The following is a 21,096-nucleotide window of genomic DNA, read 5'->3' on the forward strand; positions in this document are numbered from 1 at the left end:
AGCCGAATTTCGACTTTTTCTGTAGGTATTCTGCTTATCATTTTGCTTCCATCACGACTGGCAAGATTGCTGGGCGGCGCTTGGTTTGATCAAAGAGGTACTTGGTCAGATTGTCGCGAACCTTGCCTTTGAGATCTGCCCAGTCAAAGTCATCACCTTGAAGATACTCTTCTACCGTTTGGTTAATCAATTCTGAACTTTCACGGAGAATATCGCGGCTCTTCTTGAGATAAACAAATCCACGCGTGTGAACACGGGCCTTGGCCACAATTTTCTTCTCACGACGGTTGACAGTGATCGCCACGATAAAGATTCCATCCTCTGACAAGACCTTACGGTCACGAAGGACCACATTTCCAACATCTCCGATGGCATTTCCGTCAATCAAGACATCACCTGCAGAGACTGCTCCAGCTGGGACAAAGTCTCCATGTTCGTAGGACATGGTCGTTCCCTTTTTAGGGATGAAAATGCGTTCTGGCAACATTCCAACTGCCATGGCAGCCTTGGCATGCGCATCCAACTCACGATATTCCCCTTGGATAGGGAAGAGGTATTTTGGTTGCAAGAGATTGATCATCAACTGCAAATCACGCGCATTCCCGTGTCCGGATACTCGCAAGCTTTGAGTAATGAGTTTCACTACACCACCAGCTTGGTAGATCATGTTTTCAACACGCGCCATGACGGCTTCTTTGGCGATAGATGGAGTCGTTACGATATAGACCAAGTCCCCATCTTTGATTTCCACATAGCGGTGGCGACCAATAGACATCTTGCGAAGTCCATTAATAGGCTCACCCATACGGCCCGTCTCAAGGATAATCAACTCATGGTCTTCAAAACGAGACATTTCTTTTGGTTTAATCAAGAGACTTTCATTCGCTAGAGATAATTTTTTGAGACGAATCGCAGTGCGGACGATATTTTCAATATCAAATCCAGTCAAAACAACTCGGCGACCTGTATCTGCTGCAGCATCAAAAACCTGCTGGATACGAGAGAGGTTGCTGGCAACTGCTGCAACGATGATACGACCTTCCCAGTCTGCAATGGTCTGGGTAATTTCGTCTCCAACTTCACTCTCACTCGCCACTTGGATATTGCTGTCCGCATTGGCTGAATCGCTGAGGAGCGCTAAAACACCATCACGACCGATTTCAGCCAAACGAGCAAAATCCGTCGCATAGGATTCGCTAGCTGTCTGGTCAAACTTGAAGTCCCCTGTATAAACGATGCTACCTTCAGCTGTTTTCAGAACTATTCCCAAACTTTCTGGGATAGAGTGAGTTGTACGGAAGAAGGAAACCACAGTCCCTCCAAAGTCAATCTCTGTATCTTCATCAATCACATGGAAGTCATTGAATTTCTTAACCATATCATTTCCTTTGACAAAGAGTTTGGCCAACTCAATGGTCAACTCAGAGCCAAACACAGGCACCTTAGCCTCTGCCAAAAGATAAGGCAGGGCACCAATGGCATCCGCATGTCCGTGGGTCAAAAAGACCCCAGCTATACGATCACTATTTTCAAAAAGATATTCCATATTTGGAATAACGACATCTACCCCTAGTTGTTCATTTTCAGGGTATTTAAGCCCCGCATCCAAAACAAAAATAGATTCATCGATTTCAGCGATGTACATATTTTTCCCATTTTCTCGTACACCACCTAGTGTTGTTAAACTAATATTACTCATTTTTCCTCCGAAACTTAATTATCTTGATTATAAGGTAAGTTTACCCTCTTATTCTAAAAGTTCTAAAACTTTCAGCCGAATCTTTTCCTACCATTATACCATTTTTTTGATGATTTTCAAAATGAAGATTTGTTTCCAAAAAAGAGCTGGTTGCCCAACTCTGTCCTACCTTCTAGTTTTCTGCCATTAAAAAATCATACATTTCCTGCACCGTACCCAGCGCCATCATTTCTTGATCTTTAACGGTTTGTTTGAGATTTTGGTAAATCCGACTTTCTCCTATCTCTCGCTTTGGCGCTTCCTTATTGACTGTCATGACACCATCTTTGATTGTCACAAAGCCCAGTTCTTCAAAGACTTGAATCATCTTGACCAGCAAGATTTGTTGGATATTGAGATAAGCCGCCAAATCCTTAAGCTTGTAGCGAATATCAAACTCTGGGAACTGGTAAATAGTCTTGTACAATTTTGCAAACTGTTCTCTAGTTCCATAACCTGTCAGATAATAGGCTTTGTCAATGTCATTTTTGAAATAGACGGCAGAGAAATGTCGCTCCTGAAAAATGGTCTTCAGCAAGGTAATATCCTCAGGAATATTCTTCACGACAACCGCCTCACTATTCGCCAAATTTGGCACTTCTCCAGCGAAGTCCAAGACTGGAACCCCTTCTGGCAAGACAGCATTCTTCCCTCGAATGTTAAAGAGTTGAACGCCTTCCACACGCGCATCTACCATCATCAACTGGAGGGCAGTTTGGCCATTCCATTGATTGACAGACAAGGTGACTGCCAATTCTAGATTCTTGGTTTGAGCAAACTCCGTCGCCCATCTACCTTGTCCGAAGGCCACCACTTCAAAACTAGCTTCTCCCTTAGAAATTTTTAGTTTGAGGTGAGTATTTCCCGCCCCCATACTACGAGCACTCTCGACAGTGAAATCTCTGATGTAAAAAACAGGTTTCTGATTGTCCATACCAAAGGGTGCCAAGCGTTCAAAACTTTTAACCGTTTCTATGCTAAGTGTCTCTAAATCTAACTCTTCATCTAAATTTAACTTGTTCTTACCACTAGTATCTGCTCCTTTTTCACGGATATAGTCTTCCAAGACCTGAGATAAATCTGTGAGTTTCTCCACTTCCAGCGTCATTCCTGCTGCACCAGCATGGCCTCCAAAGGCTATGAAGAGATCTCGATGGGGATCCAGAGCTTCAAAAATATCGACCGCTTCCACACTGCGAGCGCTACCCTTGGCACGACCATCTTCAATATTAAGAACAATGACTGTCTGCCCCAATTCTTCCAGCAAGCGCCCAGCCACGATTCCTAGAACTCCAGGATTCCAACCTTCTTTAGCTAGGACTTGTACCTTCTTCTCAGGATCCACCATGGTCTTGGCTTCTTCATAGATAGATTGAACGATTTCCTTACGTTCTTCGTTTTTCTGGTGAATCATGAGGGCAATCTCATGCGCTTCCTCATCGTCAAATCCAGTCAACAAATCAATGGCTGGATTCGGATCATCCAAGCGCCCCAAGGCATTTAAACGAGGGGCAATCTGAAAGCCAACCGTTTCTTCTGTCACTTCATTGGCAGCAATCCCAGCCATGTCTAGCATTTCTTGTAGACCGATGCGCTGAGTATGCCCCAACATTTCCAGACCATATTGAACCATGATACGGTTTTCATCCGTCAAACTTACCATATCCGCAATGGTCCCGATAGCTACCAAATCTAGTAGCTCAACTTGCACTTCTTCTAAAAGAGCGCAAGCTAGCTTGAAAGCCACTCCACAACCAGCTAACTGTTTGAAGGGATAGTCCGCATCTGGATGCTCAGGGTGAACAATCGCATAGGCATCAGGAAGAGTTTCCGGCATGGAATGGTGGTCGGTCACAATGACATCCACTCCCATAGACTGGGCCAATTCAATGGCTTCATGGCCAGCAACCCCATTGTCCACTGTCACAATCAAGGAAATTCCCTCTTGCTCGATAAAGTATTTATAAACACTGGCATTGGGACCATAGCCATCGGTAAAACGATTTGGCAGGTAAACACGGCACTCCGCGCCAAGCTGTTCCAAACTTTCCTTAATAATAGAGGCCGAAGTCATGCCATCCGCATCGTAGTCTCCATAAATGAGAATATTTTCCCCTTCTTCAATGGCCTGACGAATCCGTTCCACAGCCTTATCCATATCATGGAGCAGATAGGGATCATGCAAGTCCTCTAAAGAAGGTTCTAAAAACTTCTTGAGACTTTCTTCATTCTGAATCCCTCTTTCAAATAATAACCGAGCCACCTCAGGACCCAGTCCAGCCTTCTTGGCTATCTTTGTAAAATCCGCATCTTCAACCTGCGGGGCAAACTGCCATTCATAAGTAGGAGTTATCAAAAAAACATCCACTCTTTCTAAGAATTCTATCGTTTCATTATAACATGATTTAGGCTTTTTCTCTATCCAGATTGCTTTTTTATAACATTTTAGTGAATTTTTTCAGATATGATTTGACAAGAACATTCTTTTGGTGTAGAATCATGTTATAAAATCTAACACAAAGGAGATCTCTCATGGCTTTAGTAGAATTTAAAAACGTCGAAAAATATTACGGAGACTATCACGCACTCCGCGACATCAATCTCCGTTTTGAAAAAGGACAAGTCGTTGTCCTGCTTGGACCTTCTGGTTCTGGGAAGTCTACTCTTATCCGTACGATCAATGGTTTGGAGGCTGTTGACAAAGGAAGTCTCCTGGTCAATGGACACCAAGTAGCAGGTGCCAGTCAGAAAGATTTAGTTCCTCTTCGTAAGGAAGTCGGCATGGTTTTTCAACATTTTAATCTTTATCCACACAAAACGGTGTTAGAAAACGTGACACTTGCACCCATTAAAGTTCTAGGAATTGATAAAAAAGAAGCTGAAAAAACAGCCCAAAAATATCTGGAATTTGTAAATATGTGGGACAAGAAAGATTCCTATCCAGCCATGCTATCTGGTGGACAAAAACAGCGGATCGCCATCGCACGTGGTCTCGCTATGCATCCGGAACTCCTCCTCTTTGATGAGCCAACATCTGCTCTTGATCCTGAGACTATCGGAGATGTTCTCGCAGTTATGCAGAAACTGGCACATGACGGAATGAATATGATTATCGTTACCCATGAAATGGGCTTTGCCCGTGAAGTTGCGGACCGCATCATCTTTATGGCCGATGGAGAAGTTTTGGTGGATACGACAGATGTCGATGACTTTTTCGACAATCCAAGCGAACCTCGTGCCCAACAATTCCTCAGCAAAATTATCAACCACGAAAGTGACAAAGTCAAATAAGGAGACGCCTATGAAAAAGAAACTCTTTTTATCCGCATTATTAATTGGCCTTTTCAGCCTTGTTGCTGCCAAACCAGTTCAGGCTGATACCAGTGTCGCAGACATTCAAAAAAGAGGCGAACTAGTTGTTGGTGTGAAACAAGACGTTCCCAATTTTGGCTACAAGGATCCTAAGACAGGGACTTATTCTGGTATCGAAACTGACCTTGCCAAGATGATTGCAGATGAGCTCAAGGTCAAGGTTCGCTACGTTCCTGTTACCGCTCAAACCCGTGGCCCCCTTCTTGACAATGAACAAGTCGACATGGATATCGCGACCTTTACTATCACAGAAGAACGTAAAAAACTCTACAACTTCACCAGTCCCTACTATACGGACGCTTCTGGCTTTTTGGTCAATAAATCTGCCAACATCAAAAGCGTTGAAGACCTGAATGGCAAAACCATCGGAGTTGCCCAAGGTTCCATCACCCAACGCTTGATTACCGAACTGGGTAAAAAGAAAGGTCTGAAGTTTAAATTCGTCGAACTTGGTTCCTACCCAGAATTGATTACTTCCCTTCATGCCCATCGTATTGATGCCTTTTCCGTGGATCGTTCTATCCTGTCTGGCTACATTAGTAAACGGACAGAACTGCTAGATGATAGTTTCAAGCCATCTGACTATGGTATTGTTACCAAGAAATCAAATACTGAGCTCAACGATTATCTTGATAACTTGGTCACTAAATGGAGCAAAGACGGTAGTTTGCAGAAACTTTATGACCGTTACAAGCTCAAACCATCTAGCCATACTGCAGATTAAGGAGGACACCCCATGACAGATTTATCATCTTGGACAGCCTATTTTCAGGATTTTGGACAATTTTTCAATGGTTTCCTCTTCACTCTTGCCCTAGCAATTGGATCCTTTATCCTAGCTATGGTCTTAGGAATCATCTTTGGAGTCCTATCAACTAGCAAACATCAAATTTTAAGAATTTTGGCTCGTATCTTTGTCGAATTTTATCAAAACACTCCCCTCTTGGTGCAGTTTGTCATCGTCTTCTATGGTTTGCCTCTTATCAGTGACCATACCATCATGATTCCGATCTATTGGACAGCTGTTCTCTGTGTAGGACTCTATCACGGAGCTTATATCGCTGAGGTTATTCGCTCAGGTATTCAGTCTATTCCTAGCGGTCAGATGGAGGCCGCCTTATCACAAGGTTTTACCTATATCAGTGCCATGCGCTTGATTATCTTGCCTCAGGCCTTCCGTATCATTCTCCCTCCTTTGACCAACCAAATCGTTAACCTCATCAAGAATACCTCTACCGTCGCTATCATCTCTGGAGTAGACTTGATGTTTGTGACCAAGTCTTGGTCGGCTCTAAACGGAAACTACATCCCTGCCTTTCTAGGTGCCGCACTTCTCTACTTTGCTCTATGCTTCCCTGTCGCCCAGTTTGGTCGCAAGATGGAGCAAGCCAACAAAAAAGCCTATTCACTTTAGGAGGTTACTATGGAATCTATTTTAGAAGTTTTGACCCCAGATAACCTAGTCTTTATCTTTAAAGGCTTCGGCTTGACCCTCTACATTTCTCTGATTGCCATTGTCCTTTCTACCCTTATAGGGACAGTGCTAGCCGTCATGCGAAATGGAAAAAATCCTGTCTGGCGAATCATCTCCAGTATTTACATCGAATTTGTGCGTAATGTTCCCAACCTCCTCTGGATTTTCACCATCTTTTTGGTGTTTAAGATGAAGTCCACACCAGCTGGTATTACAGCCTTTACCCTCTTTACCTCAGCAGCCCTAGCTGAAATTATCCGAGGCGGTCTCAATGCCGTGGACAAGGGCCAGTACGAAGCAGGAATGTCGCAAGGATTCACTTCAGCCCAAATCCTCTACTACATCATTCTCCCACAAGCGATCCGTAAAATGCTGCCAGCCATCATTTCTCAGTTTGTAACCGTGATTAAGGATACCAGTCTTCTATACTCTGTTATCGCCCTACAAGAGCTCTTTGGCGCTAGCCAAATTCTCATGGGACGCTATTTCGAGCCAGAGCAGGTCTTCAGTCTTTATATCCTGATTGCCCTCATCTACTTCAGCTTTAACCTAGCGATTTCAAGCTTATCCCGCATGCTAGCCAAACGCTGGCAACAAGCAGCAGAATAAAAAAGAAATGTGAACCAACAACAGGGGTTCACATTTTTTTGCTATAAATGAAAAGAGCAACCCAACACTATGCAAACGTTTTACTTTTTGGTAAAATGACTTTAAAACCATAAAGCAAGGAGAAAAATCATGATCCACGACCTTTACAAAGAATTCTCTCAACTGGAACAAGTAGAAGCCATCGCTCTTGGTGGTTCACGTGCAGGACAAGACTACGATCAAAATTCTGACTATGATGTCTATGTCTATCTCAACTCTCCTATAGATGAGACGATTCGCCAAAACATTCTGAGCAAGTACTGTTCTTATATGGAAATTGGAAACCAGTTTTGGGAGTTAGAGGACGACTGCGTGCTAAACAACGGTGTCGAAATCGAGTTGATTTATCGTTCACTGGAGTCGTTTGAACAAGAACTAAACTCAACTGTTTTTCAGCATCAACCCCAAAACGCTTATACAACCTGTATGTGGCACAATCTACTCCATAGCAAAATCCTATACGATCCAAATGGACGCTATGCTTCTCTCCAAAAGACTTACCAGATTCCCTATCCTCAGGAACTTAAAAAACATATCATTGAAAGGCAACTCCTTTTGCTAGAACAAGCCATGCCTGCCTTCTCTCACCAAATAGAAAAAGCTATCAAACGCCAAGATTTTCTCAGTATGAATCATCGTACAAGTGAATTTTTTGCTTCCTACTTTGACTTGCTGTTTGCCCTCAATGAGCAAACCCATCCTGGTGAAAAACGAATGTTGGAGTACGCAAAGACCAATTGTACTCTCCTCCCTAAACAATTTGAAGAAACTATTCGCAAGTATTTCCAACTACTCTATCAACCACAACAAGGAGAACAAGCGATCGTAACCTTGCAAACTATCCTGAAGGAACTAAAAGCCATTTTGCCATAGACCAAAAAGAAAATGTGAACCTCTGTTGCTGTTCACATTTTTATTTACCGTTGACTGTAAAATTCTAGTCTGCTCATATTTAGTTGCCTATTTTTGACTCTCTCTGAAAATCTGCAACTAGGTTAGAAATTGTTCAATTGATTGACGAGCAATCATGAAGCCGTTCCAAAAACCGCACTCACAATCACTTACCCTGCTCTTTCATTACTAGTGACAATTTTTCCCTTAGGGTTACTACAAGATTTTTTAGAGATTCTAACAAGAATTACAATATGAATTTTACATATTACCATAGAACACCTCTATAGGAGAAAATCAGAGCTAAAATTAATAAAATATAGAAGGCGATAAAAAGCCATCTCATCTTCACACATAGGGCAATATATTCTCTGATAAAGGCCGATGGAATATAGTAGGCGGCTGTACGGCAACCAAGACCATCTCCCTTCATCCCAATACGGCGAGCATAGGTACTGGTACGAAAAACATGATAATCATTGGTCACAAAGAGAAAACGTGGACTGGCCACCAGCTTCTCTCCCATTTCTTTTGAGAAAAGAAGATTCTCATAGGTCGTTGTCGAGCTTTCCTCTAGGAGAATTGCTTCTCTCGGAACATCCGTCTCTTCCCGCAAATAATTACAAATTGCCTGAGCCTCGGAAATCTTCTCATCCCCTCCTCGACCACCACTAGCGATCAATTTGACATCTGGATTTTTCGACTTGTGGTAAGCCTCAACTGCCTTGTCAATGCGACTCTTGAGTAAGGGAGTCACTTTTTCTCCATTCAATAAGCCTGCTCCGTGAATGATAATAAAATCATAATATTTTTTCTTAGGAATAAAAAGATACAGAATAGAATAAAGCAGAAATCCTGCAAAGGCAAAACCAAAAATCAAATACGAATAAATCAAAAAGAAAAAGATAATATTCACTAGATGATTGGTGTAGAACAAGCCATTGGTATCGCTCATTCGGATCGCCATGATCACAAAAAAGAACAGAATCATGCACCCTAATCCTAGAGACAAATAATTTGCCTTAGATTTTCCTTCTTTCTTCAATAACACAAATCCGTTATAAATAAGGAAAAAACCACTTAGAAAAACTAAAAGAGGCAGCAGGAGAAAAATCACTGCAAAGAAAATCATGTGCAATTCTTCTTGCCCAGACTCGTAAAAAAGATTGGCGATAGACAGGTAAGAAAAGAGCAGAGATAAAAGCAAAAGAGCCGGATTCCAGAGACTGCGATTGTCCCTAAAAAATGAAATCAGAAAAAGTAGGACAAAAAATCCTGTAATAAAGTACATAGTCTTCTCCTTTGATAACTACATTTTACCATAATTATGGCGATAGAAAAAGAGGACTCTAGCCCTCTTACTTTGTCATTTTATCCTGAGCATCTTCCACAACCTGAGCCAGACTCGTCTGACGAAGTTGGTTTTCCATCGCTAGTTGGATATCCAGCAATTTTTGATCCAAAACTTCATGAATATTGGCCCCTACTGGACAGTTAGGGTTGGGATTATCATGGAAACTAAAGAGTTTACCAGATTTTCCTAAACATTCAACAGCCCGATAAACATCAAAAAGGCTGATTTCTTGAAGATCTTTGATAATCTCAGTACCGCCCGTCCCACGCGCAACCGATATCAGTTCAGCTTTTTTGAGTTGGGACAAGATTTTGCGAATAATGACTGGATTGACCCCAACACTGGCTGCGAGAAAATCACTGGTTACCTTGCTCTCTTGACTCTTGATGGCAATGATGATTAGCATATGAGTCGCAATCGTAAATCGACTTGAAATTTGCATCTTCTTCTCCTTTCACATCCTATCTGATACCCATTATACCCTTTTGTGTTGTAATGTCAATCGTTACCACCATCCAGCCATGCATCCAACTCGGCATCATGTCCCTGTTCTTGGGCAATTTCATACAGAAGCTCCTGATTATGAGTATGGTGAATCCCGTTCACCAAACTTTCATAGTAAATCTGGAAATAAGGGAGTTTTAAATCCTTAGCCAGCTGCAATTCGGCTTCTACATCATAATTCACTCGACGAAAACCAACATCAGACAAACCTGCCTCATCAAACTCTAAAATCATATATTGAGCCCGCAGGTCCTTACGCAACTGCGCATCTAAAAAGAAGGGTTGCCCAATCGAACCTGGATTAAGAATCAACTGTCCGTCACTTCCGTAACGAAGAAACTGTTGGTGAATATGCCCATACACTGCGATAGAGGCATGCGGCTCCGTCACCAATCTATCAAAATCTTCTTGTTTTCCCGTATGAATCAACTCTCTACCCCAGTTTTTATCAGGGAGATGGTGGGTGATTCCTACCGTCAAATCACCAAACTGACGATGAACTTGCATGGGTTGATTGTGGAGGTCTTCGATTTCTTCAGGGCTAATCTCTTCTAAGATATACTGGCATTGGCGTAGGAGATAGCGATGACTAGCTTTTGTTGGATCTAGCTTGCGATGCAAACCACGCCAGAGACTATTCTCCCAATTTCCCAGCACTCTTGCAGTGATGGGCAAGCTAGCTAAGAGATCCAATATCCTTCTACGTCCTGTTCCAGGCATGAGAATATCTCCCAAAAGCCAATACTCTTCTACCTCTGCCGCTCTTGCATCAGCCAGTACAGCTTCCAGAGCTGTCATATTTCCATGTATATCTGAAAGAACTGCTATTTTAGTCATTCTTTCTCCTCTTTTCCTCTTACTTCTTCTGTTAGTATTATAGCAGAAAACACTGCAAAAAATCACTATCACTACTTACCTGATCAACTTGTAAGAGCTTCCAAATCGTGCTATAATATAGGTAGAGAGCTCCCCTTCATTTAGGATTATATGGTATTCAACCTCTCTCAATTTTTGCAGATTGGAGGACTATTGCCATGCGGAAATATCTTAAGTATATCCCATACTACCTTGTCATATTCTTCTTTTACTGGCCTCTCTATGAGTTGCTGTTACTGCTGATTTCTGACCCTTATACGCTGAAAGGACTTTACATTTATAACATCATCCTCTTTTCACCTTTGGCAACCTTTATCGTATCCCTTCTTTATAGCTACCGTTTCCAATTCTCACTGTGGTGGTTACTTGGTGTAGGGTTGCTCTTTGGTTTTACCATCATCACTTTCAATGAATTCATTCTCGTTTATTTCCTAGCTTATGAACTCTTTGCCCTACTTGGTATGGCTTCAGGTTCAGGTATTAAATATATGCTCCAGCAAGGAAAAAATAAAAAACTTTCACAAAATCCTTGAAAATTCTCGCAATCATGCTATAATAATGCATAGAGACGAGTCACTTAGTCCCTTTCTACTAGAGAGTGCGTGGTTGCTGGAAACGCATAGAGAGCCTAAACTGATACTACTCTACTGACTTTTATGCAAACATAAAACGGTGGCTACGTTAAAGCCAATCTGAGGTGTCCCTCTTTTTTGAGGAACATAAATGAAGGTGGAACCACGTTGCGACGTCCTTTCGAGGATGTCGCTTTTTGTTTTATTAACGAAAAATCAAAAGGAATTTCTATTTATATTTCAAGGGCACCTTTACTATAACTAGGCTAATAAAAACTTTATAAGGAGAAAACCATGATTAAGATTACTTTCCCAGATGGCGCTGTTCGTGAATTCGAATCTGGCGTAACAACTTTTGAAATTGCCCAATCTATCAGCAATTCCTTGGCTAAAAAAGCCTTGGCTGGTAAATTTAACGGCAAACTCATCGACACGACTCGTGCTATCACTGAAGATGGAAGCATCGAAATCGTGACACCTGATCACGAAGATGCCCTTCCAATCTTGCGTCACTCAGCTGCTCACTTGTTTGCCCAAGCAGCTCGTCGCCTCTTCCCAGATATTCATTTGGGTGTAGGTCCAGCTATCGAAGATGGTTTCTACTATGATACGGACAATCAGGCTGGTCAAATCTCCAACGAAGACCTTCCTCGTATCGAAGAAGAAATGCAAAAAATCGTCAAAGAAAACTTCCCATCAATCCGTGAAGAAGTGACTAAAGACGAGGCACGTGAAATCTTCAAGAACGACCCTTACAAGTTGGAATTGATTGAAGAACACTCAGAAGACGAAGGCGGTTTGACTATCTACCGTCAGGGCGAATACGTGGACCTCTGCCGTGGTCCTCACGTCCCATCAACAGGTCGTATCCAAGTCTTCCACCTGCTCAACGTAGCTGGTGCCTACTGGCGTGGAAATAGCGACAACGCGATGATGCAACGAATCTACGGTACAGCTTGGTTTGACAAGAAAGACTTGAAGAACTACCTTCAAATGCGTGAAGAAGCCAAGGAACGTGACCACCGTAAACTCGGTAAAGAGCTTGACCTCTTCATGATTTCACAAGAAGTCGGACAAGGTTTACCATTCTGGTTACCAAACGGAGCGACTATCCGTCGTGAATTGGAACGCTACATTGTCGACAAGGAAATCGCTGCAGGCTACCAACACGTCTACACTCCACCAATTGCCTCCGTGGAACTCTATAAAACTTCTGGTCACTGGGATCACTACCGTGAAGATATGTTCCCAACTATGGACATGGGAGACGGTGAAGAGTTTGTCCTCCGCCCAATGAACTGTCCTCACCATATCGAAGTTTATAAACACCATGTACACTCATACCGTGAATTACCAATCCGTATCGCTGAGATTGGCATGATGCACCGATATGAAAAATCTGGCGCCCTTACAGGCCTTCAACGTGTACGCGAAATGTCCCTAAATGATGGTCATACTTTTGTAGCTCCAGAACAAATTGAGGAAGAATTCAAGAAAATTCTTCAATTGATTATCGACGTGTATGAAGACTTTAATTTGACAGATTACCGTTTCCGCTTGTCTTATCGTGACCCAGAAGATAAACACAAATACTTTGACAACGATGAGATGTGGGAAAATGCACAACGCATGTTGAAAGCAGCTATGGATGATATGGAACTGGACTACTTTGAAGCTGAAGGTGAAGCAGCCTTCTACGGACCAAAATTGGATATCCAAGTTAAGACAGCTCTCGGAAAAGAAGAAACCCTTTCTACTATCCAGCTCGACTTCTTGCTTCCAGAACGCTTCGACCTCAAATATGTTGGAGCAGATGGTGAGGAACACCGTCCAGTCATGATCCACCGTGGGGTTATCTCAACTATGGAACGCTTTACAGCTATCTTGATTGAGAACTACAAGGGTGCCTTCCCAACATGGCTTGCACCACATCAAGTGACCCTCATCCCAGTATCCAACGAAAAACATGTGGACTACGCATGGGAAGTAGCCAAGAAACTCCGTGACCGTGGTGTCCGTGCAGACGTAGATGAGCGCAATGAAAAAATGCAGTTCAAGATTCGTGCTTCACAAACCAGCAAGATTCCTTACCAATTGATCGTTGGGGATAAGGAAATGGAAGACGGAACAGTCAACGTTCGCCGCTACGGCCAAAAAGAAACACACACTGTCTCAGTTGATGACTTTGTTGAATCTATCCTGGCTGATATCGCCAACAAATCACGCGTTGAGAAATAAGTAATTAACACAAAAGCCTCCATTCGGAGGCTTTTTCTCATCTATGTTTACTCAATAACGAGCTTCACTTCCGCAAACTTAATTCGCACTGTCGTTCCTTTTCCAACCTCAGACTCGATGCGAATCTGGTGACCCAGTTCTTCAGAAATTTTCTTAGATAGATAAAGTCCAAGTCCAGATGACTGCTGGGTCAAACGCCCATTGTAGCCTGAAAAGCCACGTTCAAAGACTCGGAGCACATCGCTGTTTTTAATCCCGATTCCCGTATCCTTGATACAGAGCTCCTGACCTTCCATATAAATCTCTAGCCCACCTTCCTTGGTGTATTTGAGACTGTTTGAAAGGATTTGTTCAATGACGACCAACAGCCATTTCTTATCAGTCACGATGATTTTGTCAAGGTCATGGAGATTGAGCGTCAGTCCTTTTTGGATAAAGAAAAGGGCATACTTGCGAACCACTTCCTTCACCAAATCCTCCACTTGAACCTTTTCAAATACCAAGTCATCATGGAAGCTCTCTAAACGCAGGTACTGCAACACCAGGTTGGTATAGGAGTCAATCTTAAAGATTTCCTGTTCCAGTTGCTGCTTGACCTCACGATCAGAGACTTCTGCCACTAAAAGTCGACTAGCCGCAATGGGGGTCTTGATTTGGTGAACCCACAAGGTGTAGTAGTCCAGCAAATCCGTCAGTTTACTTTGGACTTCCGACTTCTTTTGATACAATTCAGACTCACGCTCTTCGAGCTTTTCTGCTAGCGCACATTCCAGAGGAGACTTGGGATCTCTCTCTGCATAGAGCACTTCCTGACGGTAAACCTGAGCTTCCGCAAATATATCCCAAGCCAAAAATAAGAAGGTCAAAAAACTACTTAGCAGAAAGAAATAAAGAAAATAAGTTCCTAGACTAGCAAATAAAAACTGAAAGAGAAGGACGAGAAAGCCTAATGAAAAAATATAGGCAAAAACGCGACTGCGAGAACGCAGATAGGCTAGAAAAAATGATTTCCAATCAAGCATGTTTCAGTCCGTATCCTATCCCTTTCTTGGTTTCGATAAAACCTGCCAAGCCTTGTTCCTCCAACTTTTTGCGCAAACGAGCAACATTGACAGACAAGGTATTGTCATCGATGAAAAAGTCGCTATTCCAGAGTTCCCGCATCAGGTCATCACGCGCCACGATATTGCCCGCATGTTCAAACAAAACCCGCAAAATTTGAAATTCATTCTTGGTCAAACTCAGGACTTCCCCCTGATAGTGCAAATCCATAGACTTGGTGTTGAGGATCACACCCGCATACTCCAGCAGACTTTCATCTCGGCCAAATTCATAAGAACGGCGCAACAAGCCCTGAACCTTTGCAAGAAGCACCTGCTGGTCAAAAGGCTTGGTCACAAAGTCATCTGCTCCCATGTTGATCGCCATGACGATATCCATAGCCTGGTCTCTCGAAGACAGAAACATAATGGGCACCTTAGAAATCTTACGAATCTCCCGACACCAGTGGTAACCATTAAAAAGAGGCAGGCCAATATCCATGAGGACCAAATGAGGTTCCGACTGGACAAATAAACTCAGCACTTCCATAAAGTCTTCTACCAAAACGACCTCAAATCCCCACTCAGAGAGCAATTTCCCAACTTGTTGCCGAATGACTTGATCATCTTCTACTAGTAAAATCTTGTGCATGCGCTCCTCCTTTGCTATTTCTCAAAGTATCAAAACCCTTCATATCAGATTTACGGATCAGTATCTCATACTGTTTAGCAGTCTATTTCCCAAATCCAGATCAGAAAACAGATGCTAAATAGAGAACATTCCCACTGATATCATACCTTATTTTTAATTATAGTTCCAGCCTTATCCTATATTTTCCTTTTTGTGCTCATTAAGTTAGCGCTTCTTTCACTTATTTAATAGATCTAGCCTTCTTATTGACAAGCTAGCCATGATTTGTTAGAATATGAATGAACGAATAATTATATTCATTCATTAAACAAAGGAGGTTAAATCATATTGGACAAAAAACAAGCTTTAAAAACAGCTGCCTATGAAGTTTTTTCGAAAAAAGGTTACAAGGCAACAGGAATTTCAGAAATTGCTAGGCAAGCTGGTGTTGCAGTCGGCTCTTTTTATAACTATTACGAGAGTAAAGAAGCCATTTTTCTAGATATCTATATAGATGAAAACAACCGTGTTCGCCAAGCTATGATCGAAGAACTGGATTGGGAAATTGACATGACCGACCTCATTGGTCAACTCTTTGCTCAGTCCAGAACTCTCGTTTCTTCCAATAAAATCCTTGCAGAATGGTACAATCCTGCTATAGCAGATGAGTTACACAGCTACTATTCCTCGGAGGAAGGCAAAGTCGCAAATCCATTTCATCAGTTTCTAGTTAAAACTTTTACAAATCGCATGCAGGCTGAAGGGTATTCGCCAGAAAAGATTCAAGATATTTTACAGGTTTATAATCTGTTTTACTACATGGATATGCATATCACGGAAAAAGATTTTCCAGATATTGGCAAGACCGTTGAAATACTTGCAACCAACTTCATAAAAGGAGTTCTAAAATAAAGAATGGATTTCTTTATTTTTTGGAAAAATATGAATGAATTTGTTTTTAGTTCATTCACAAAATTGAGAACAGGAGTCATAAAAAATGAAAAGAGGTAAAAAAATGTTTATTATCATTCTATCAACACTTGGAGTCTTAGGCCTTATAACTTGGGGTGCCATCGCCTACCTTGGACGAAGTCAGATATTATCGATAAAATCCATCGAAAATCCCAGCGGAGATCTGTATTTAATTCACATCACAAAACCGAGTCATCAAACCTGGAAAGCTGGGGCTTATGCTAAGTTTACACTCCCTGATACCTCGTCTACTACTAATAAAAATGAAGTTAAGGGAGAGCAAACCAGTCGATGGCTAACCATTGCCTCCACACCTGATGAAGATGAAATCCTCATTTTAACGCATAATAGTGGTAGCCTCTTTAAGGAAACCTTGACACATTTACCGGTTGGCAGTGAGATTGAGATGAGTTGGCTGGATTCCTCTTTGACCGTTAAAGATATGAATCAGCCACTAGTTTGCTTTGCATCTGATGTCGGCATTTCTGCTCTACGCCCCCTTATCAAAGAATGTGCTGGTAAATCTCCAATTATTCTCAACCATTTTGACAAAGGAGTTACTATTTTCGATAATGAGATGAAGGAACTGTCTCAAAAGACATCGAATTTTACTTATAAAACTAGCGATGAACTTTCTCAAAGTCAAGTATTTTTAAAACGTGCTATTGATGAATACGGCAATCAAGCCAGCTATCTCATCACAGATCAGCCTGATGATGTAAATGAGATGAAGAATTTTTTAAAGGAAAATGGGATTGATAGCAAAAATATACAAGTAAGCTCGTTTAGAGGTTTGAAATAGGAGCAGCCTGTCTTCTATATATCTGAATCAATCCCTGCTAGGTCATCCAAACAAGCCCACTAGCTAATTCTTGGTAAATGTGATAGGATAAACATAGAGAAAGGAGCTTTTATGGCCAATATTTTTGACTACCTGAATGATGTAGCATACGATTCCTTTTATGACCTCCCCGTGAACGAGTTAGATGTTCTTGCCTTGACCGAATTAACCTACCTTACTTTTGATGATTTAGTCGCTCAAGAACCCCAGCGCCTCATAGATCTTGCAGCTCAAATCCCTAGAGAAACAACGATGCTGACCAGCAAAAACCGCCTCCAGTTATTGGATCAACTCGCTCAACACAAACGTTTTAAAAATTGCAAGCTCTCAAACTTTATCAATGATATTGATCCTGAATTGCAAAAACAGTTTGCAGCCATGACTTATCGTATCAGTCTCGATACCTATTTGCTAGTCTTTCGCGGAACTGACGACAGTATCATCGGTTGGAAAGAAGATTTCCATATGACCTATATGAAGGAAATTCCAGCTCAAAAACACGCCCTCCAGTATTTACAGGACTTTTTTGTTCAACATCCTAACCAAAAGGTTGTCCTAGCAGGGCACTCAAAGGGGGGCAATCTAGCCGTCTATGCTGCCAGTCACCTTGATTCCCTTTTACAAAAAAACATTGTCGCTGTCTATACTTTTGATGCGCCTGGGCTTCACAAGGAACTAACCGAAACACCAGGCTATCAAAACATGATGGAAAGAACGAAAGCATTTGTCCCACAAGGTTCTATCATCGGGATGATGCTGGAAATTCCTGATAAAAAAATCGTCGTTCGAAGCACTGCCCTAGGTGGTCTTGCCCAACACGACACCTTTAGTTGGCAGGTTGAAGACAAGCACTTTGTCCAACTGGACGAGATCAATAGTGACAGTCAACAAGTCGATACAACCTTCAAGGAATGGGTTGAGACGGTCCCTGATACGGAACTGCAACTCTACTTCGACCTCTTTTTTGGAATCATTCTCGATGCAGGCATCTCCTCTATCAACGACCTCTCTTCCTTCAAGGTCATTGAACACATTCACCATCTCTTTGTCCAAGCCCAATCCCTCACTCCCGAAGAAAGAGAAACCATGGGACGCCTAACCCAACTCTTGATCGACACCCGCTACCAAGCTTGGAAAAATCGTTAAGGTATAAAAATACTTTCTAATACCCTAAGCCTTCTCTTCTGTGTTATACTGATATCAGTACATTCTTTGAGAGAGGAAATCCTATGAAAATCCATAAAACTGTCAATCCTGTTGCCTATGAAAACACCTACTACATAGAGGGAGACCATCACCTGATTGTGGTTGACCCAGGTAGCCATTGGGAAGCCATTCGCAAGACCATCGAGAAAATCAACAAACCAGTCTGCGCGATTCTGCTGACCCACACCCACTACGACCATATTATGAGTCTTGACTTGGTCAGAGATACTTTTGGAAATCCCCCAGTTTATGTAGCAGAGAGTGAAGCATCTTGGCTTTATACACCTGTAGATAATCTCTCTGGTCTCCCTCGACATGATGACATGGAAGATGTGGTCTCAAAACCTGCTGAGCACACCTTTGTTTTTCATGAAGAATACCAGCTTGAAGAATTCCGTTTTACTGCCCTACCAACCCCAGGCCACTCTATCGGTGGTGTTTCCCTAGTCTTTCCTGATGCCCATCTAGTCTTGACGGGAGATGCTCTTTTCCGCGAAACCATCGGACGGACCGACCTCCCTACTGGTAGCATGGAACAACTCCTCCATAGCATTCAGACTCAACTCTTCACTCTTCCTAACTACGACGTCTACCCCGGCCATGGTCCAGCTACGACTATCGCTCACGAAAAGACTTTTAATCCCTTTTTCTAGCAAGCAAAAAAACCAAGGATGCTATCCTTGGTTTTAGTCTTACCAAATAATCACACGATCCTCTGGTGCGCGCCACATACCGTCGCCTTCTTTTACATCATAAGTTGTAAAGAAGTCATCGAAGTTGGGTACTTGGATGTTGACACGGAGTTTAGCTGGCGCGTGGACATCGACACTAGCCATGAGTTTCATCAACTCCGGACGACCTTTCATGCGCCAGATACGAGCAAAGTTGTGGAAGAATTCTTCAGCAGAGAAGTCTGGTTCTCTCTTGGCAGCTTCAAGGGCTGCAGCAATTCCTCCCAAGTCGGCAACGTTTTCTGATACGGTTAGTTTTCCGTTGATCCTTGCGCCGTAAGATTCTTGGCCATCAAATTGGTCGATAACTTTTTGCGTTTTTTCTTTAAAGGCGGCATAGTCACTCTCTGTCCACCAATCCTTGAGACTACCATTTTCATCAAAGGAAGCGCCATTTGTGTCAAAGGCATGAGAAATCTCGTGGGCAATAACAGCACCAATACCACCGTAGTTAGCAGAAGACGACTGATGCAAGTCATAGAATGGAGCCTGTAAAATGGCAGCTGGGAAGACAATCAAGTTCTTCTGAGGATTGTAGTAGGCATTGACCATATGAGCTGGCATACCCCACTCCTTGTAGTCAACCGGTTGGTTCCACTTGCTCCAGCTGTGCTTGATTTCCACACGCGCAAAGGCTAGGGCATTATCAAAGAGACTAGCAGTTTCGTCCACTACCTTGTCCTTGTAGCGGGCTGGCAATTCCTCTGGATAACCGATATAAGGCTTGATGACATTGAGTTTGACAATGGCCTTGTCACGTGTTTCAGGCGTAAGCCAGTCATTCTTAGCCAAACGTTCCTTATAAACGTCAATCATAGTCGCTACTTTTTTCTCTACGTCTGCCTTAGCTTCTGGAGAGAATTTTTCATGCGCGTACCAGATACCAAGGGCTTGCTTAAAGGGACCTTGGGCCAAATGATAAGCTGCCTTGACCTTGTCCTGAGCTTCTNGCACACCTGAAAGGGCACGTCCATAGGCACCTGACAAGACACGAATCTCATCTGTCAAATAACTGGTTGAAAGATTCACCACTGCCAAAATCAAGGTTGCTTTGAGTAGAGGCCAAGCTTCCTCACTATAAAACTGATCTGCTGCTTGCCAGAAACGTTCCTCATCTACGATAACCTTGTCAGGAACTTGCCCAAGAACAGCTTGGAAGAAGTCATCCAAAGGTAGGGCAGGAGCAAATTTTTTGAATTCTTCATAAGCGTATGGATGGTAGAGTTTGGCATATTCTGAACTTTCTTCGTTTGAAAGAACCACTGCTGCGATACGACGGTCCAATTCCAATCTCTTCTCTAGTAAGTCTGCGATTTCCTCGTCTGAGAAATCATAGGCTTTGAGAAGATTCGTTGTACTTTCCTTCCAAAGAGTCAAGAGCTCCTCACGTTGAGGATGGTCTTCAGCATAGTAGGTTGTATCTGGCAAGATTGTTCCTGGAGCACTGGCCCAAAGAACATTGGTTCTGGCATCCATAAAGTCTGGCGATACACCAAATGGAAGGAAGTTTGGTTTACCAGCTAGTTCGAACTCTGCCAGTTTGCTGGTAAAATCTGCAAAACTCTCCAAATCCTGATATTCCTTGAGCAGAGGAAGGACGGGCTTGATCCCATCTGCTTCTCTCTTATCAAAATCGCGTACCATGCGATGGTACTTAACAAAGTTTGCGAGGATAGCATCCTCTGGGACATCCTCTCCTGCCAACCACTTGTCCGTTGTTGCCAGCATCAACTCTTCAATTTCCTCATCAAGGTCAATAAAACCACCTGTTCGAGATTTATCAGCTGGAATGACAGCTGTTTTTTCCCATTCGCCATTAATAGCATCATAAAAATCATCTTGATAACGTGTCATCTTGTTCTCGCTTTCATTTTTCACTTATTCTTAGCTTAGCAAAAAACACTTGGGAATGCAATTAAAAATGGTTTCTCTTTTTTCTTCGTTTTTCAGTTATTATTTTAAATTTTTCAAAAATTAACTTGACTTAATTTTTTTTTTAAGGTATATT

Annotated in this window: 19 protein-coding genes; 11 read left to right on the forward strand and 8 right to left on the reverse strand. The window is 42.4% G+C overall.

From position 1 onward, the window contains the following. Nucleotides 1-37: 37 nt before the first annotated feature. Both D8854_RS07000 and recJ read right to left on the reverse strand, forming a co-directional pair. Nucleotides 38-1,699 (reverse strand): ribonuclease J, encoded by a 1,662-nt coding sequence (locus D8854_RS07000; RefSeq protein ID WP_125450317.1) that lies wholly within the window; start codon nt 1,697-1,699, stop codon nt 38-40. Nucleotides 1,700-1,871: 172 nt separating this feature from the next. Further along, nucleotides 1,872-4,094 (reverse strand): single-stranded-DNA-specific exonuclease RecJ, encoded by a 2,223-nt coding sequence (gene recJ, locus D8854_RS07005; RefSeq protein ID WP_185768079.1) that lies wholly within the window; start codon nt 4,092-4,094, stop codon nt 1,872-1,874. 176 nt (nt 4,095-4,270) lie between these two features. On the opposite strand from recJ, the gene D8854_RS07010 reads away from it, so the two are divergent. The 5 genes from D8854_RS07010 (at nt 4,271) to D8854_RS07030 (ending at nt 8,105) form a co-directional block, all read left to right on the forward strand. Further along, nucleotides 4,271-5,029, forward strand: coding sequence for an amino acid ABC transporter ATP-binding protein (locus tag D8854_RS07010; protein ID WP_001229587.1), 759 nt, complete (start codon nt 4,271-4,273; stop codon nt 5,027-5,029). A 10-nt stretch (nt 5,030-5,039) separates the two neighbouring features. After that, the gene (locus tag D8854_RS07015; protein WP_125450319.1) at nt 5,040-5,834 is read left to right on the forward strand and encodes a transporter substrate-binding domain-containing protein; all 795 of its coding nucleotides are present in this window, start codon (nt 5,040-5,042) and stop codon (nt 5,832-5,834) included. A gap of 12 nt (nt 5,835-5,846) precedes the next feature. Then, nucleotides 5,847-6,524, forward strand: coding sequence for an amino acid ABC transporter permease (locus D8854_RS07020; RefSeq protein WP_000131150.1), 678 nt, complete (start codon nt 5,847-5,849; stop codon nt 6,522-6,524). Between the two features lie 9 nt (nt 6,525-6,533). Continuing rightward, nucleotides 6,534-7,193 (forward strand): amino acid ABC transporter permease, encoded by a 660-nt coding sequence (locus D8854_RS07025; RefSeq protein WP_125450320.1) that lies wholly within the window; start codon nt 6,534-6,536, stop codon nt 7,191-7,193. 129 nt (nt 7,194-7,322) lie between these two features. After that, on the forward strand, nt 7,323-8,105 hold the full coding sequence (locus tag D8854_RS07030; protein ID WP_125450321.1) for a DUF4037 domain-containing protein: 783 nt from the start codon (nt 7,323-7,325) through the stop codon (nt 8,103-8,105). A gap of 286 nt (nt 8,106-8,391) precedes the next feature. On the opposite strand, the gene D8854_RS07035 is transcribed toward D8854_RS07030, so the two are convergent. The 3 genes from D8854_RS07035 to D8854_RS07045 all read right to left on the reverse strand — a co-directional run bounded on the left by D8854_RS07035 (nt 8,392) and on the right by D8854_RS07045 (nt 10,818). Beyond that, complete coding sequence (locus tag D8854_RS07035; protein ID WP_125450322.1) at nt 8,392-9,414, reverse strand: YdcF family protein; 1,023 nt, start codon at nt 9,412-9,414, stop codon at nt 8,392-8,394. Between the two features lie 67 nt (nt 9,415-9,481). Further along, a complete protein-coding gene (locus D8854_RS07040; protein WP_125450323.1) occupies nt 9,482-9,919 on the reverse strand; it encodes an Rrf2 family transcriptional regulator in 438 nt (145 codons plus the stop codon). A 56-nt stretch (nt 9,920-9,975) separates the two neighbouring features. Continuing rightward, on the reverse strand, nt 9,976-10,818 hold the full coding sequence (locus D8854_RS07045; RefSeq protein ID WP_125450324.1) for a metallophosphoesterase family protein: 843 nt from the start codon (nt 10,816-10,818) through the stop codon (nt 9,976-9,978). A gap of 197 nt (nt 10,819-11,015) precedes the next feature. On the opposite strand from D8854_RS07045, the gene D8854_RS09810 reads away from it, so the two are divergent. Further along, nucleotides 11,016-11,390, forward strand: a complete 375-nt coding sequence (locus D8854_RS09810; protein WP_084946371.1) for a hypothetical protein — start codon at nt 11,016-11,018, stop codon at nt 11,388-11,390. A 333-nt stretch (nt 11,391-11,723) separates the two neighbouring features. Then, complete coding sequence (gene thrS, locus D8854_RS07060; RefSeq protein ID WP_084949155.1) at nt 11,724-13,667, forward strand: threonine--tRNA ligase; 1,944 nt, start codon at nt 11,724-11,726, stop codon at nt 13,665-13,667. A 47-nt stretch (nt 13,668-13,714) separates the two neighbouring features. Here thrS and D8854_RS07065 read toward each other — a convergent pair whose 3' ends face one another. Next, nucleotides 13,715-14,689 carry a sensor histidine kinase gene (locus tag D8854_RS07065; protein ID WP_125450325.1) on the reverse strand — a complete coding sequence of 325 codons (975 nt, stop codon included), beginning with the start codon at nt 14,687-14,689 and terminating at the stop codon, nt 13,715-13,717. Beyond that, the gene (locus D8854_RS07070; RefSeq protein WP_125450326.1) at nt 14,682-15,359 is read right to left on the reverse strand and encodes a response regulator transcription factor; all 678 of its coding nucleotides are present in this window, start codon (nt 15,357-15,359) and stop codon (nt 14,682-14,684) included. The genes D8854_RS07065 and D8854_RS07070 overlap by 8 nt, the downstream gene beginning before the upstream one ends. 321 nt (nt 15,360-15,680) lie before the next feature. Here D8854_RS07070 and D8854_RS07075 point away from each other — a divergent pair, with 321 nt between their 5' ends. The 4 genes from D8854_RS07075 (at nt 15,681) to D8854_RS07090 (ending at nt 19,010) form a co-directional block, all read left to right on the forward strand. Beyond that, entirely contained in the window at nt 15,681-16,250 is a 570-nt protein-coding gene (locus tag D8854_RS07075) for a TetR/AcrR family transcriptional regulator (RefSeq protein WP_125450327.1), read from the forward strand. A gap of 85 nt (nt 16,251-16,335) precedes the next feature. Further along, nucleotides 16,336-17,112 carry a ferredoxin reductase gene (locus D8854_RS07080; RefSeq protein WP_125450328.1) on the forward strand — a complete coding sequence of 259 codons (777 nt, stop codon included), beginning with the start codon at nt 16,336-16,338 and terminating at the stop codon, nt 17,110-17,112. A 111-nt stretch (nt 17,113-17,223) separates the two neighbouring features. Continuing rightward, nucleotides 17,224-18,297, forward strand: a complete 1,074-nt coding sequence (locus D8854_RS07085; RefSeq protein ID WP_125450329.1) for a DUF2974 domain-containing protein — start codon at nt 17,224-17,226, stop codon at nt 18,295-18,297. Nucleotides 18,298-18,380: 83 nt separating this feature from the next. Beyond that, on the forward strand, nt 18,381-19,010 hold the full coding sequence (locus D8854_RS07090; protein WP_038804851.1) for an MBL fold metallo-hydrolase: 630 nt from the start codon (nt 18,381-18,383) through the stop codon (nt 19,008-19,010). Between the two features lie 39 nt (nt 19,011-19,049). On the opposite strand, the gene D8854_RS07095 is transcribed toward D8854_RS07090, so the two are convergent. Then, a complete protein-coding gene (locus D8854_RS07095; protein WP_125450330.1) occupies nt 19,050-20,942 on the reverse strand; it encodes a M13 family metallopeptidase in 1,893 nt (630 codons plus the stop codon). Nucleotides 20,943-21,096 lie beyond the last annotated feature (154 nt).

The organism is Streptococcus mitis (genome assembly GCF_003943905.1).
In the GTDB taxonomy this organism is placed as follows: Bacteria; Bacillota; Bacilli; order Lactobacillales; family Streptococcaceae; genus Streptococcus; species Streptococcus mitis_BC.

Coding starts and splice junctions, on each gene's coding strand:
- D8854_RS07070 (WP_125450326.1), bottom strand. CDS start 15,359: ATGCACAAGATTTTACTAGTAGAAGATGATCAAGTCATTCGGCAACAA.
- D8854_RS07020 (WP_000131150.1), top strand. CDS start 5,847: ATGACAGATTTATCATCTTGGACAGCCTATTTTCAGGATTTTGGACAA.
- D8854_RS07045 (WP_125450324.1), bottom strand. CDS start 10,818: ATGACTAAAATAGCAGTTCTTTCAGATATACATGGAAATATGACAGCT.
- D8854_RS07080 (WP_125450328.1), top strand. CDS start 16,336: ATGAAAAGAGGTAAAAAAATGTTTATTATCATTCTATCAACACTTGGA.
- D8854_RS07035 (WP_125450322.1), bottom strand. CDS start 9,414: ATGTACTTTATTACAGGATTTTTTGTCCTACTTTTTCTGATTTCATTT.
- D8854_RS07040 (WP_125450323.1), bottom strand. CDS start 9,919: ATGCAAATTTCAAGTCGATTTACGATTGCGACTCATATGCTAATCATC.
- D8854_RS07025 (WP_125450320.1), top strand. CDS start 6,534: ATGGAATCTATTTTAGAAGTTTTGACCCCAGATAACCTAGTCTTTATC.
- D8854_RS07085 (WP_125450329.1), top strand. CDS start 17,224: ATGGCCAATATTTTTGACTACCTGAATGATGTAGCATACGATTCCTTT.
- thrS (WP_084949155.1), top strand. CDS start 11,724: ATGATTAAGATTACTTTCCCAGATGGCGCTGTTCGTGAATTCGAATCT.
- D8854_RS07015 (WP_125450319.1), top strand. CDS start 5,040: ATGAAAAAGAAACTCTTTTTATCCGCATTATTAATTGGCCTTTTCAGC.
- D8854_RS07010 (WP_001229587.1), top strand. CDS start 4,271: ATGGCTTTAGTAGAATTTAAAAACGTCGAAAAATATTACGGAGACTAT.
- D8854_RS07090 (WP_038804851.1), top strand. CDS start 18,381: ATGAAAATCCATAAAACTGTCAATCCTGTTGCCTATGAAAACACCTAC.
- D8854_RS07030 (WP_125450321.1), top strand. CDS start 7,323: ATGATCCACGACCTTTACAAAGAATTCTCTCAACTGGAACAAGTAGAA.
- D8854_RS07065 (WP_125450325.1), bottom strand. CDS start 14,689: ATGCTTGATTGGAAATCATTTTTTCTAGCCTATCTGCGTTCTCGCAGT.
- D8854_RS07000 (WP_125450317.1), bottom strand. CDS start 1,699: ATGAGTAATATTAGTTTAACAACACTAGGTGGTGTACGAGAAAATGGG.
- D8854_RS09810 (WP_084946371.1), top strand. CDS start 11,016: ATGCGGAAATATCTTAAGTATATCCCATACTACCTTGTCATATTCTTC.